The sequence below is a fragment of the Bacillus timonensis genome, from assembly GCF_004799755.1.
In the GTDB taxonomy this organism is placed as follows: domain Bacteria; phylum Bacillota; class Bacilli; order Bacillales; family Bacillaceae_L; genus Ferdinandcohnia; species Ferdinandcohnia timonensis_A.
The window spans coordinates 1-13,389 of the sequence record NZ_SLUB01000002.1; the positions used below are offsets into that span (position 1 = coordinate 1).

At 37.4% G+C, this 13,389-nt stretch carries 14 protein-coding genes; 12 read left to right on the plus strand and 2 right to left on the minus strand.

What is annotated here, in order from left to right; translation table 11 throughout:
* Positions 1 to 21: 21 nt before the first annotated feature.
* The 5 genes from E1I69_RS01230 (at position 22) to E1I69_RS01250 (ending at position 4,264) form a co-directional block, all read left to right on the plus strand.
* Entirely contained in the window at positions 22 to 426 is a 405-nt protein-coding gene (locus E1I69_RS01230; RefSeq protein ID WP_153206433.1) for a BrxA/BrxB family bacilliredoxin, read from the plus strand.
* A 294-nt stretch (positions 427 to 720) separates the two neighbouring features.
* A complete protein-coding gene (locus tag E1I69_RS01235) occupies positions 721 to 1,506 on the plus strand; it encodes a transporter substrate-binding domain-containing protein (protein WP_136377824.1) in 786 nt (261 codons plus the stop codon).
* A gap of 286 nt (positions 1,507 to 1,792) precedes the next feature.
* Positions 1,793 to 2,452 (plus strand): amino acid ABC transporter permease, encoded by a 660-nt coding sequence (locus E1I69_RS01240; RefSeq protein ID WP_136378025.1) that lies wholly within the window; start codon positions 1,793 to 1,795, stop codon positions 2,450 to 2,452.
* Positions 2,445 to 3,179, plus strand: coding sequence for an amino acid ABC transporter ATP-binding protein (locus E1I69_RS01245; protein ID WP_278186132.1), 735 nt, complete (start codon positions 2,445 to 2,447; stop codon positions 3,177 to 3,179). Before E1I69_RS01240 ends, E1I69_RS01245 begins: the two co-directional genes overlap by 8 nt.
* Positions 3,180 to 3,310: 131 nt before the next feature.
* Complete coding sequence (locus tag E1I69_RS01250) at positions 3,311 to 4,264, plus strand: aromatic acid exporter family protein (RefSeq protein ID WP_136377825.1); 954 nt, start codon at positions 3,311 to 3,313, stop codon at positions 4,262 to 4,264.
* Between the two features lie 78 nt (positions 4,265 to 4,342).
* On the opposite strand, the gene prli42 is transcribed toward E1I69_RS01250, so the two are convergent.
* The gene (gene prli42 / locus E1I69_RS24320; RefSeq protein WP_152983165.1) at positions 4,343 to 4,435 is read right to left on the minus strand and encodes a stressosome-associated protein Prli42; all 93 of its coding nucleotides are present in this window, start codon (positions 4,433 to 4,435) and stop codon (positions 4,343 to 4,345) included.
* 187 nt (positions 4,436 to 4,622) lie between these two features.
* Between prli42 and mce the strand changes: the two genes are divergently transcribed.
* The 5 genes from mce (at position 4,623) to E1I69_RS01275 (ending at position 9,692) form a co-directional block, all read left to right on the plus strand.
* A complete protein-coding gene (mce, locus tag E1I69_RS01255; protein ID WP_136377826.1) occupies positions 4,623 to 5,048 on the plus strand; it encodes a methylmalonyl-CoA epimerase in 426 nt (141 codons plus the stop codon).
* Positions 5,041 to 6,591 carry an acyl-CoA carboxylase subunit beta gene (locus E1I69_RS01260; RefSeq protein WP_136377827.1) on the plus strand — a complete coding sequence of 517 codons (1,551 nt, stop codon included), beginning with the start codon at positions 5,041 to 5,043 and terminating at the stop codon, positions 6,589 to 6,591. The genes mce and E1I69_RS01260 overlap by 8 nt, the downstream gene beginning before the upstream one ends.
* A gap of 75 nt (positions 6,592 to 6,666) precedes the next feature.
* Positions 6,667 to 7,785, plus strand: coding sequence for a tripeptidase T (locus E1I69_RS01265; RefSeq protein ID WP_136377828.1), 1,119 nt, complete (start codon positions 6,667 to 6,669; stop codon positions 7,783 to 7,785).
* 128 nt (positions 7,786 to 7,913) lie between these two features.
* Complete coding sequence (locus E1I69_RS01270; RefSeq protein WP_136377829.1) at positions 7,914 to 8,378, plus strand: chemotaxis protein CheW; 465 nt, start codon at positions 7,914 to 7,916, stop codon at positions 8,376 to 8,378.
* Between the two features lie 60 nt (positions 8,379 to 8,438).
* Positions 8,439 to 9,692 (plus strand): DNA polymerase IV, encoded by a 1,254-nt coding sequence (locus E1I69_RS01275; RefSeq protein WP_136377830.1) that lies wholly within the window; start codon positions 8,439 to 8,441, stop codon positions 9,690 to 9,692.
* Between the two features lie 232 nt (positions 9,693 to 9,924).
* Here the strand turns inward: E1I69_RS01275 and zwf are convergent, their stop codons facing one another.
* The gene (gene zwf, locus E1I69_RS01280; RefSeq protein ID WP_136377831.1) at positions 9,925 to 11,412 is read right to left on the minus strand and encodes a glucose-6-phosphate dehydrogenase; all 1,488 of its coding nucleotides are present in this window, start codon (positions 11,410 to 11,412) and stop codon (positions 9,925 to 9,927) included.
* Between the two features lie 243 nt (positions 11,413 to 11,655).
* On the opposite strand from zwf, the gene rnz reads away from it, so the two are divergent.
* Both rnz and nfsA read left to right on the plus strand, forming a co-directional pair.
* The gene (rnz, locus tag E1I69_RS01285) at positions 11,656 to 12,588 is read left to right on the plus strand and encodes a ribonuclease Z (protein WP_136377832.1); all 933 of its coding nucleotides are present in this window, start codon (positions 11,656 to 11,658) and stop codon (positions 12,586 to 12,588) included.
* Positions 12,589 to 12,613: 25 nt separating this feature from the next.
* Positions 12,614 to 13,363: an oxygen-insensitive NADPH nitroreductase gene (nfsA, locus tag E1I69_RS01290; RefSeq protein ID WP_136377833.1), complete on the plus strand. Its 750-nt coding sequence runs from the start codon at positions 12,614 to 12,616 to the stop codon at positions 13,361 to 13,363.
* Positions 13,364 to 13,389 lie beyond the last annotated feature (26 nt).

Sequence of the window (13,389 nt, forward strand, 5' to 3'; positions counted from 1 at the left end):
AGATGTGTATAAGAGACAGATATAGTACAAACAGCCAGAAAAGAAATAACTGATGCTGGATATCAAGAATTAAAAACACCTGAAGAGGTGGATGAAGTATTAAATCGTAAGGGTACAACTTTAGTGATGGTTAATTCTGTTTGTGGTTGTGCAGGTGGAATTGCAAGACCAGCAGCAGCACATTCGATCCATTATGATAAGCGCCCAGATCAATTAGTAACAGTATTTGCAGGGCAAGATAAAGCAGCAACAGAAAAAGCCAGATCATATTTTGAAGGTTATCCGCCGTCATCTCCATCATTTGCATTATTAAAAGATGGAAAAATTGTTAAAATGATTGAACGTCATGAAATCGAAGGGCATGAGCCAATGGATGTCATCACTAAATTACAAGAAACCTTTGAAGAATATTGTGAAGAAGTTTAAGAGGCCTTTTAGGCTTCTTTTTTTGTCATAAATTATGCATAATGAGATGAATCTTTTATTACTTTTTTACTTTAATAGTTTATATTAGTAAAGTATTAAATGAAGATTGCACTAAAATAAACACTAAATTTTCCCTCTGAACTCCCTTGTAATCCGAATAAATTGTAATCATTATGCAAATGATAGAATTATTAATCAATTATTATTTTTAAAAAACATATTGTATATTTATGCAGATGTGTTAAAATACATTCTATCGAATAATTATAAATAACGTCTTAGGGGGAAAATATAATGAAAAAGTTTTTACTAGCATCATTGATTACTATTTTATCAATTGCATTTTTAGCAGCTTGTGGGACAAGCGATGACAATGCAACAGGATCTGAAGAAGGTACGGAATCAAAGAAAGTTTTAACAATGGGAACATCTGCTGATTTCCCACCATTTGAAACAATTGATGAGACAACAGGCGAATATATTGGATTTGATATTGAGTTAGCGAAGAAAATTGCAGAAAAACTTGGTTATGACCTGAAAATTGAAAACATGGACTTTGGTGGTCTTATAAGCGCATTACAAGCAGAACGTATTGATTTTATCATTTCAGGTATGTCAGCAACTGCCGAACGTAAAGAAAGTGTAGATTTTTCAACAGAATATCATAAATCTGGGGAAATGTTTGTTACATTAAAGGATTCTGATGTTAAATCATTAGAGGATTTAGACGGTAAAAAGGTTGGGGTTCAATTAGGTTCCATTCAAGAAGAAGGAGCTAAAAAGATTAAAGAAGAAACACTTAAAAATCTTGAAATCTCAGCTTTAAATAAGGCTCCAGAATTAATTCAAGAGCTAAAAGCAGGAAGAATCGATGCAGTGTATTTAGATAAGACAGTTGCAGTAGGATTCATTGAAGAACTTGATTTAGCAGGTTTTGATGACCCAACAGAAGCTTCACCAGGTATGGCGATTGCATTTGCAAAAGGCAGTGAACTGACTGAGGAATTTAATAAGGTTTTAGATGAAATGAAGGAAAATGGCGAGTTAAAAGCAATCGAACAAGAATGGATCGAAAAATAAAAAAACTTTATTCAGCAAAGGTCCTTCCACTTTAAGTGGGGAATGAAATTATCATCTATATTATGTATATTATGATTGTGAGCACCCATAGGCTGAATAAAGTTTAGCCTCCGGCGGATGCCACAGATTTTCAAAGGAAGGTTTTCGAGCATAAGATCAAAGACTAAGAACGCCTCGTCCTGTGGCAACGTCTTTGTGACCCACCTCGTGTGGGCCTAAAAAATCTAGGCGCAAATACGTCGAGACGTATTTGAATAAATGTAGAAATGAGGTGTAAGGCATGGGTTTGGATATTGATTTTTCCCGAATCGTGCCTTCAATTCCGTTTATACTAGAAGGGATCGGCCTTACGGTATCCTTTGCACTAGTATCGGCAATTTTAGGTTTAATTTTGGGGACAATTTTAGCGGTTTTTAAAATTAGTAAGGTTTCATTTTTAAAGTGGTTTGCGGATATTTATACATCCATATTTAGAGGAACACCACTTATCCTCCAATTGGTTTTAATTTATTTTGCAGTCCCACAGCTTTTTCATTATGATATTGATAAATTTGTAGCTGGGGTGTTAGCATTTGGATTAAACTCAGGTGCGTATATTTCTGAAATCATTAGAGCGGGTATTCAGGCTGTAGATAAAGGTCAACAAGAAGCAGCGGAAGCACTTGGGATTTCGTACCGCCCAATGATGTTGGATATTATCCTTCCACAGGCAGTAAAAAATATCTTACCTGCACTTTTAAATGAATTTATAACCTTAACAAAGGAATCTGCAATTGTAAGTACAATTGGGTTATTAGATATTATGAGACGTGCTCAAGTTGTCGGATCCAATACATTCCGCTATTTTGAGCCATTATTAATTGCTGGTCTAGTTTATTGGATTATTGTTACAATCCTCACATTCCTAGGAGGAAGACTTGAGAGGAGGTTGCGTCGTAGTGAGTAATGATCATATTAAAGTAGAAGGTCTTCATAAATCTTTTGGAAAGCTTGAAGTGTTAAAAGGGATTACGACCACCTTTAAACAAGGTGAGGTTGTTGCTATTATTGGTCCTTCTGGTTCTGGAAAATCAACATTTCTAAGATGTTTAAATTTACTTGAAAGACCAACTCAAGGACAGATTTGGGTTGGGGAAGATGAAGTCACAAATGCAAAGACGAATATTACGAAGGTTCGTCAGCATATCGGAATGGTGTTTCAGCATTTTTATCTATTTCCGCATAAGACGGTTCTTCAAAATCTTACTTACGCTCCAATGAAGGTAAAAGGGATTTCAAAAAGTGAAGCGGAAAACAAAGCGAGGGAGCTATTAAAGCAAGTTGGTTTATCAGAAAAAGAAAATGAATATCCAAATCGTCTTTCTGGAGGACAAAAGCAGAGGGTTGCGATCGCAAGGGCTTTAGCAATGGAACCAGAAATCATGCTTTTTGATGAGCCTACTTCCGCACTTGATCCTGAGATGGTAAAAGAAGTTCTTAATGTTATGAAGGGCTTAGCTAATACTGGAATGACGATGCTCATTGTAACTCATGAAATGGGCTTTGCACGTGAAGTGGCAGACAAAGTACTTTTCATGGATGATGGGTTAATCGTTGAACAAACAACACCTGATGAATTTTTCACAAATCCAAAAAGCCAACGTGCGCAAGATTTCTTAGAAAAAGTTCTATAAGTTAACAGGAATGATCCATGTGATCATTCCTTTTTTCGTGAATTTAGTCATACTAGGAATTGTATAGGTGTTTTATTTTTCCTATTGATAACAATATAATAAAACCATTATTGATTTTTAGGAGCCGATTTATGTTTAAAATAGGTTATCGCACTTTAAAAACAGCAATAGGTACAACGATTTCTATATCAATCGCAAAACTAATAGGACTTGATAGTTTTGCTTCTGCTGGAATTTTAACGATTTTATGTATAAAAGTAACAAGGAAAAAATCGCTGGAGAGTTCGTGGGAACGATTTATTGCATGTGTGGTTGGAATCCTATTTTCATCCGTATTTTTCGAGGGAATAGGCTATCATCCATTAACAATTGGTTTGTTATTGCTATTTTTTATCCCTACTGTTGTAGCCGTAAAAGCTAAAGATGGGATTGTAACAAGTACCGTCATTATTTTGCATATATTTTCAGCCGGAAAGGTAACATTTGATTTGATTGTTAATGAACTAGGTTTAATTATTATTGGGATTGGTGTGGCTCTACTCATAAACTTATATATGCCGAGTGTTGACAAGCAACTTCGGGCTTACCAACAAGAACTTGAATCCCTGTTTGGAAATATTTTAAATGAAATGGTTCATTATCTTCGGACTGGTGAAAGTATATGGGATGGTCGAGAGATAACAGCTGTTGAAAATTTATTAAATAAGGCGAAAAGAATTGCATTTAGAGATGTTGAAAATAACCTCATGCGCGATGAAAATTTATATTATACGTATTTTGAAATGAGAGAAAAGCAATTTGAAATTCTGCAAAGGATGTTACCTACGATTACTTCGATTACTCAGTCGGTTGAGCAAAGGAGCATGGTTGCCGATTTTATCTTGGAAGTGAGCCAATCCATTCATCCTGGTAACACAGCAAGTGTTTTCTTGAAGAAACTTGAAGAGATGAGGAAAGTGTTTAGGGAAATGCCATTGCCAAAAACTCGGGAAGAGTTTGAGACAAGAGCTGCTCTTCTTCAATTTATTAAAGAAATGGAAGAATATTTAATTATAAAAAGATTATTCAAAGGGTTGCCAACGTAAAATAATATAGCTAAAGGTGACCATTTAGGTCACCTCCTTAGGATGTCTACAAGCCTCGTAACACTTTACATCTTCGAATTAGAACCACATACCTACCCCTGCTAAAAGAGTAGTAATAACCATTACTGCAATCATTAAATAAACCACAATTTTTTGAGTTTTACGGGACATGTCACATACTCCCTTCTGCTTACATGTTTACTCATATTTTACCGCGAAAATGACAGTTGGACAACCATTAAGTCCTCTTCATTTAAACTGAAAATACACAATTTTTGATGAGTTCGTGATAAAATATACTTATATATCTATGAAGCGCTTACAACATTGAGCGAGCGCTCGCTTGAGGAGTGAAACTATGATTGAAAAGATTGACCATATTGGAATTGCTGTCTCATCAATTGAAAATTCCCTTCCATTTTATACAAACGTTCTCAATCTTAAGTTAGAAGGAATTGAAAAAGTAGAATCAGAGAAAGTTAGAGTGGCCTTCATCAAAATTGGTGAGTCAAAACTCGAGTTATTGGAGCCACTTTCCCCAGAAAGTCCAATTGCTAAATTTATTGAAAAACGAGGTGAAGGAATTCACCATATCGCTTTAGGTGTATCCTCCATTGAAGAGCGTATCCAAGAAATCAAAAAACATGGCATTCGAATGCTTGCAGATAAGCCTAAGCTCGGCGCAGGCGGTGCTAAGATTGCCTTCATGCATCCAAAATCTACGGGGAGTATTCTATATGAACTTTGCGAGAAACCAAGTAAGGGGGAAATAAATAATGGTTGATATCTATGAGAAAATAAACGAACTATATGATCGTCGTCGTGAGGTAGAGCTAGGCGGTGGTGATGAAAAGATTGATAAACAGCATGAAAAAGGAAAATTAACGGCTAGAGAGCGAATTGACTTATTACTTGATAAAGGAACCTTTGTAGAGCTAAATCCATTTATTGAACATCGTAGTACGGATTTTGGCTTAGCTGATAAAAAGGGACCTGGCGATGGTGTCGTTACTGGTTATGGAAAAATCAACGGAAGAGCGGTTTATTTATTTTCACAAGATTTTACTGTTTTTGGTGGAGCGCTCGGTGAAATGCATGCGAAAAAAATCGCAAATGTCATGGACTTAGCAGCTAAAAATGGTGCGCCATTTATTGGCTTAAATGATTCGGGAGGTGCAAGAATCCAAGAGGGGGTTGTCTCTCTGGATGGTTACGGTCATATTTTTTACCGAAATGCAATCTATTCAGGGGTCATTCCACAAATTTCTGTAATTATGGGACCGTGTGCAGGTGGGGCTGTCTATTCTCCAGCGATTACGGATTTTGTCTTTATGGTGGAAAAGACATCTCAAATGTTTATTACAGGACCGAAAGTCATTGAAACCGTGACAGGTGAAAAAATTAGTTCAGAGGACTTAGGTGGAGCAAGCGTACATAATTCAATCAGTGGGAACGCACATTTTTCAGGAGAAACAGAGGAGGAGGTACTAAAGCAGGTAAGAGATTTAGTAACCTATCTACCTCAAAATAATGAAGAAAAATCACCCATTCTACCTGTAAAAGAAGATGATGATTATCGACCTAATCTAACAGATATTATTCCATTTGATGCAGTCAGACCATATGATGTTCGCAAAGTGATTGAACAAGTGGTGGATGAAAAATCATTCATGGAAATTCATAAAGATTTTGCTAAAAATATTGTTGTAGGTTTTGCGAGGATAAAAGGGGAAGTTGTAGGTCTCGTATGTAACCAGCCGAAATATATGGCTGGTGGGCTTGATATCGATTCATCTGATAAAGCCTCAAGATTCATTCGTTTTTGCGACTCCTTCAATATCCCCCTTATTACATTTGAGGATGTGACCGGCTTCTTCCCAGGGGTAAAACAGGAGCATGGAGGTATTATCCGTCATGGTGCAAAAATTTTATACGCATATTCTGAAGCAACAGTACCAAAACTAACGGTCATCCTGAGAAAAGCTTATGGTGGAGCATATGTGGCATTAAATAGTAAATCAATTGGGGCTGATTTAGTTTTTGCATGGCCAAACGCCGAAATTGCTGTAATGGGTCCACAAGGTGCAGCCAATATTATTTTTGCTCGTGAGATTAGTGAAAGTGATGATCCGGAAAAAACCCGTGCCATGAAAATTGAAGAATATCGTGAAAAGTTTGCCAACCCATATGTTGCAGCTAGTCAGGGCATGGTTGATGACGTCATTGATCCTCGTGAAACACGAGTTAAAATCGTTCAGGCATTAGAAATGCTTCGTAATAAAAAAGAAACTCGCCCAAATAAAAAGCATGGAAATATTCCTTTGTAGGCATACGAATTTGATTTTTGAAGATAATGTGGTAGGCTAATTTCATTAGCCTATACATCTTGGAGGTACATAATTATGATTAATCAGGATAGACTTGTCAATGAATTTTTAGAGTTAGTACAAGTAGACTCAGAAACAAAATTCGAAACAGAAATTGCCAAGGTTTTAAAAGAAAAATTTACAGCATTGGGTGTACATGTTGTTGAGGATGACACAACTGGTCAAACCGGACATGGTGCAGGGAATTTAATTTGTACCCTTGAAGGAACAAAAAATGATGTGGATACCATATATTTTACATCTCACATGGATACAGTTGTCCCTGGTAAGGGCATAAAGCCTTCTATCAAGGATGGATATATTGTCTCAGATGGAACAACCATTTTAGGTGCAGATGATAAAGCAGGCTTAGCTGCAATGTTTGAAGCGATTCGAGTGCTTAAGGAAAATCAAATTTCACATGGTAAAATCGAATTTATTATTACAGCAGGTGAAGAATCAGGTCTTATGGGCGCTAAAGCATTGGACCGCTCGATGATTACTGCAAAATATGGCTATGCCCTTGATAGTGATGGCAAGGTTGGTAACATTATTGTAGCTGCACCAACACAAGCGAAGGTGAAAGCAACAATTATTGGCAAAACAGCACATGCCGGTGTTGCCCCTGAAAAAGGTGTCTCAGCGATTACAATGGCTGCTAAAGCAATTTCAAGAATGCCTTTAGGTCGAATTGACGAAGAAACAACTGCAAATATTGGACGTTTTGAAGGTGGAACACAAACAAATATCGTTTGTGACCATGTTGAAATTTTGGCTGAAGCTCGTTCATTACTTACAGAAAAAATGGAAAGCCAAGTTCGAAAAATGAAAGAAGCTTTTGAATCTGTAGCTGCTGAAATGGGTGGTAGAGCAGAGGTTGAGACGACAGTCATGTATCCAGGTTTTAAATTTGCAGATGGTGACCATGTTGTTGAGGTTGCAAAACGAGCAGTTGCAAGAATCGGACGTCAAAGTGAACTACAACAAAGTGGTGGAGGCAGTGATGCGAACGTCATCGCAGGACATGGCATTCCAACAGTAAATCTAGCAGTTGGTTATGAAGAAATCCACACAACAAATGAAAAAATGCCAATCGAAGAACTCGTTAAAACGGCTGAACTAATCGTTGCGATTGTTGAAGAGGTTGCAAAATAAAGTTCATTCCAAAAAGTGAAATTCTCTTTTAGTATGGGAGTTTCTCTTTTTTTATTTCTTTTCCCAAATGGGTAAAGTATGATAAAAAGAGAATATAGATTGTTGTTACTACGGTAGAGGTGAAACTTATGAAGGAAGACCAAAAGGTTGTTGTTTTTTCAGCAGGAAACGAGGAATTTGGTGTCCCTGTATTAAACGTGATATCCATCGAAAGGGCACAGCGGCTTAATGCTATACCACAAATGCCGAACTACATGCTAGGGGTCCTAACCATTCGAGAAGAACTTGTTCCGATTGTGGATACGGGAATTATTTTATTTAATAAATCAGTAAATCATACGGATAAAACGAAGATCATTGTCGTCAAAACGGATACACTATCAGTTGGCTTACTCGTTGATGATGCGAAAGAAATTATCGATATTCCTCAAAATCAAGTAAAACCATTGAATGTAACCTATCAGCTTTCCTCTTATATTACAGGAGTTGCGACCCTTGAGGGGAGATTGATTACTTTACTAGACCCTCACAAACTTTTTTACGGTCTAGAAGGATTCGAACGAATTGAGGAACACATTCACAGCCACCATTAGAATAGGTGGCTTTTTTCTATGATAAACTAGTGATAGTGGATGAGTAGGGAAGTGCATAACATGAAAGAGATGTATCCAAAAAATGGAAGGGTTATTTTACATGTGGATATGAATAGTTTCTTTGCGTCGGTTGAAATTGCCTATGATCCTAGCTTACAAGGAAAGCCACTGGCGATTGCAGGTAATCCTGACGAGCGTAAAGGGATTATCGTCACTTGTAGCTATGAGGCACGTGCATTTGGGGTAAAAACGACGATGCCATTGTGGGAGGCGAAACGAAAATGTCCAAACCTCATCGTCCGGAAGCCAAATTTTGAACGCTACCGTAGGGCATCATTAGCGATGTTTGATCTTCTTCGTTCATATACGGACATAGTTGAACCTGTTTCCATCGACGAGGGCTATCTTGATATTACGGACTGTTATAAAAAAGGAACTCCGATTGAAATTGCGAACTCTATTCAAGAAACTTTACAAAAGAACCTTCTGCTTCCTTCTAGTATCGGGATTGCGCCTAATAAATTTCTAGCAAAAATGGCATCGGATATGAGAAAACCGTTAGGAATTACTGTTCTACGAAAACGAGATGTACCCACTGTCCTTTGGCCAATGCCAGTTGGTGAAATGCATGGTGTGGGAGCACGGACGGCTGAAAAGCTTTCGACTATTAAAATTCAAACAATCGGTGATCTTGCAAAAGGAAATGACATTCAATTAAAGCAATTGTTAGGTATTAATGGGGAAAGACTAAAGCAAAGAGCAAATGGAATAGATAATCGCCCTGTTGATCCAGATGCCTATTCAGATTTCAAAAGCATCGGGAATTCAACAACATTACCATATGACTCAACAGACGAAGAGGAGCTTCTTGGGGTCATCAAAAGACTTTCGAACTCTGTCGGGGGTCGAATTAGACGAAAGGACATGCTATCAAATAATGTCCAGTTAATGATTCGCTATGGCGATCGAAAAACGGTAACAAGAAGCAGAAAGCTTGAGAATCCGATTGATCAAGATAATGAAATTTTTCTTGCTGCTAAGCATCTCTGGAAAAAACATTGGAATGGTGAACCCATCCGATTATTGGGTGTCACAGCACAGGAACTAGTTGAGAAACATGAGGCATATAAACAGCTCGATCTGTTTTCTTATGAAAAAGAAGCAAAGAGAGAACCATTACTTAAGGCGATAGACAAATTGAAAGGCAAGTATGGGAACGAGATTCTAACAAAGGGAATCAAGCTTCCAAAAGATAAAAATCCTCGAAATAATGAACATGGAACGAGCTTCGAGAAGGATTTTTTAAGTGATTAACTATATTCAGCAGAAGTAGGGCTTCTGCTGAATATAGTTAAAGCTTCCGGCGGATGCCTCAGATTTTTTAGAGGAAGTTTTTCGAGCAGTAAGATCAAAGACTAAATACGCCACGTCCTGTGGCAACGTCTTTATGACCCACTTCCTGTGGGTCTAAAAATCTGGGCGCAAATACGCATTGGCGTATTTGATAAGAGACCTCAACTCATTAGAGAAGGGGTCTCTTGCTGTTTTAATCCTCTACTGACCACCAGTGGAATCCGTCCTCGGCCAATAATTCATCAGCTGCTTTTGGACCGTTAGATCCAGAAGGATAGTTCGGGAATTCCGTTGCAATTTGATTTTCCCAAACTTTTGAAATGGAGTCTACGTAACGCCAAGAAAGGGCAACTTCATCCCAGTGAGCAAAGTTTGTCGTATCACCCATCATACAGTCAAAAATAAGCTTTTCGTAAGCCTCAGGTGTATTAATGCCGTCGATACAGTTATTGCAATAATCAAGCTTTACAGGTAATGTCATTGTATTTTGTCCCGGTCTTTTCGCATTTAAATAGAGCGTGATGCCTTCGTCGGGTTGAATATTAATGACTAGCAGGTTAGGATTTTGACGGTCATTTTCTTCTCTATAATATAAATCCATAGGAATGTCCTTAAACTGAACAACAATTTTTGTTGATTTTTCCTTCATTCTTTTTCCTGTACGGATATAGAAAGGGACACCTGCCCATCTGAAATTATCAATGATCAGCTTACCGGCAACAAATGTAGCCGTATTTGAATTCGGGTCTACTTTTTCTTCCTGGCGATAACCAGGTACATTTTTTCCATTTATTGTGCCAGCATCATATTGCCCTCTAACAAAATACTTTTTAACATCTTCCTCTTCCAATGGTCGAAGGGCGCGTAATACCTTTATTTTTTCACTTCGAATTTCGTCAGTATTTAATTTAATCGGTGGCTCCATAGCTAAAAGTGCCACCATTTGAAGCATATGGTTTTGAACCATATCACGAAGTGCCCCAGATTTTTCATAATAGCCACCACGATCTTCTACACCAAGCACCTCACTTGAAGTGACCTGGATATTAGATATGTAACGATTGTTCCAAAGTGGTTCGAAAATGGCATTCGCAAAGCGAATGACTTCAATGTTTTGTACCATTTCCTTACCTAAATAATGGTCAATTCGGTAAATTTCGTCCTCTGAAAAGGCATGGCGAAGCTGTTCATTTAGTTGTTTTGCAGAAGGTAGATTATGTCCAAATGGTTTTTCAATGACAAGTCTTGTATAACCTTCTGTTGAGGTTAATCCTTCTGTTTTTAAATTGACCGCAATTGTGCCAAAAAACTCTGGAGCCATTGCCAAATAAAAGATTCTATTTCCACCTGTGTTGTAAGTTGAATCTAATTTTTCAGCAATTACTTTCAATTCTCGATAAGAAGCAGTGTCATTCACATTAAATGGATGGTAGTAAAAAAGTTTTGAGAATTTTTCAATATCATTTCGCTGCTCCTCAAATTGTCCTGCAACTGAATTTCTTACGTTTTCTTGAAATTCTTCATTTTTTAATGGACGTCTTGCTACACCGATTACTGCAAAATCCTCAGAAAGTTTTCCTTTTGTATAAAGATTATATATAGAAGGATAGAGCTTTCGATTTGCCAAATCACCCGTTGCTCCAAAAATAATTACGATTGATTTTGGTGCTGTATTTGTCATAATAATCCCCCAATTCCACGCAATTTGTTATCTATTTAATTTATACTTTTTTGTTTAGTAAATCAACTAATTCAAATTATTTTTTTGTATTCATCTAAAGTATGCCTTAACAGGGAATGGATATTCGGTAGAACGACGTAAAAGGGCATATATGGAGAAGAAAAGGCAGAATATGATATAGTAGGTAATAGGAAAACAGAGGAAAACGTAATAAACTTATCGATTAATTGGAGGATTTCTCAAGTGGAAGTCGTATTTTTAGGAACGGGTGCAGGGGTGCCTGCAAAAGAGCGGAATGTCACTTCAATTGCCTTACAACTGCTTGATGAGCGGAGAGCAACCTGGTTGTTTGATTGTGGGGAGGCAACACAGCATCAAATTTTATATACATCCATAAAACCAGGGAAAATAGAAAAGGTTTTTATCACTCATTTACATGGTGACCATATCTTTGGATTGCCTGGATTTTTAGGAAGTCGCTCCTTTCAAGGAGGAGAGTCTTTATTAACCGTCTATGGTCCAAAGGGAATAAAAGCATTTATTGACACTTCATTAACCGTAAGTACGACTCATATTCGATATCCGCTAGATGTGGTTGAAATCGAAGAAGGAGTGGTTTTTGAAGATGACCAATTTTGTGTGACTGCAAAAGAGCTAGACCATGGAATTCAATCCTACGGGTATCGCATTGTTGAAAAAGACCTGCCTGGAACATTGCTAGTTAACAAGCTATCCAATGAAGGGATTAAACCTGGTCCCATCTATCAAAAAATTAAAGAAGGTCAAACGGTCGTTCTTGAGGATGGGCGTATGATTAATGGAGAAGAATATATTGGTTCGCCTAAACAGGGACGAATTGTAACCATTTTAGGTGATACTCGTTTTGTTCAAGAAAGTATTGAACTAGCAAAAAATGCGGATCTTCTTATTCATGAAGCGACTTTTAGCTCGAATGAGTCGGGTTTAGCTCATGATTATTTTCACTCGACGACTACTCAGGCAGCAGAGGTTGCTAGACAGGCTGGAGTTAAAAACTTGATATTGACTCATATTAGTTCAAGATACCAAGGAGAAGATTGTCAGAAACTCCTTGAAGAAGCGAAGCAGGTGTTTCAACATACATATATGTCTAAGGATTTTTTTAAGTTTGATATTAAGTCAAGCCATACCAAGTAAGACGCCATGAGGAGGATACATAATCATGAATCCAGTTATTGAAACCATTATGAATCATCGTTCGATTCGTAAATTTGAAGAAAAATTATTAACAGACGAACAAATCCGCACTATTGTTGAATGTGCCCAAGCGGCCTCAACTTCTAGCTTTATTCAGGCTTATTCCATTATCGGAGTGAAGGATCCAAATAAAAAGCAGAGACTTGCTGAGATAGTTGGTAATCAAGCCTATGTTGCGGAAAATGGACATTTCTTCGTGTTTTGTGGTGATCTTCATCGCCACCAAGTTATTAGTGAAATAGAAGAGAAGGACTTATCGACCTCTTTGGAGAGTACAGAAAAGTTCATGGTTGCCACAATTGATGCTGCTTTAGCTGCACAAAATGCTGTACTTGCGGCAGAATCAATGGGATTAGGTGCTTGCTATATTGGCGGCTTACGTAATAATCTAGAAGAGGTTTGTCAAATTTTAAATATCCCTACATTTGTGATTCCACTTTTCGGAATTGCTGTTGGCTATCCGGCACAAATGCCTGATAAAAAGCCACGACTTCCATTCGAACATGTTTATCATGAAGAGGGATATCAACAAGACAAAGATCTATATAAACAAGAACTTGCAACCTACAATCAAACAATTTCTGATTATTATACACAACGTACAAAAGGGAAGCGTACAGATACGTGGACAGGGCAGATGGCAAATATGCTTGAAAATCCGAAACGAATGTATATGAAGGACTTTGTAAAAAAACAAGGATTTAATCAACAGTAACCCCTAAAACAAAGAGAAAGGAGCGG

Coding starts and splice junctions, on each gene's coding strand:
- E1I69_RS01235 (WP_136377824.1), top strand. CDS start 721: ATGAAAAAGTTTTTACTAGCATCATTGATTACTATTTTATCAATTGCA.
- E1I69_RS01250 (WP_136377825.1), top strand. CDS start 3,311: ATGTTTAAAATAGGTTATCGCACTTTAAAAACAGCAATAGGTACAACG.
- prli42 (WP_152983165.1), bottom strand. CDS start 4,435: ATGTCCCGTAAAACTCAAAAAATTGTGGTTTATTTAATGATTGCAGTA.
- mce (WP_136377826.1), top strand. CDS start 4,623: ATGATTGAAAAGATTGACCATATTGGAATTGCTGTCTCATCAATTGAA.
- E1I69_RS01260 (WP_136377827.1), top strand. CDS start 5,041: ATGGTTGATATCTATGAGAAAATAAACGAACTATATGATCGTCGTCGT.
- E1I69_RS01265 (WP_136377828.1), top strand. CDS start 6,667: ATGATTAATCAGGATAGACTTGTCAATGAATTTTTAGAGTTAGTACAA.
- E1I69_RS01270 (WP_136377829.1), top strand. CDS start 7,914: ATGAAGGAAGACCAAAAGGTTGTTGTTTTTTCAGCAGGAAACGAGGAA.
- E1I69_RS01275 (WP_136377830.1), top strand. CDS start 8,439: ATGAAAGAGATGTATCCAAAAAATGGAAGGGTTATTTTACATGTGGAT.
- zwf (WP_136377831.1), bottom strand. CDS start 11,412: ATGACAAATACAGCACCAAAATCAATCGTAATTATTTTTGGAGCAACG.
- nfsA (WP_136377833.1), top strand. CDS start 12,614: ATGAATCCAGTTATTGAAACCATTATGAATCATCGTTCGATTCGTAAA.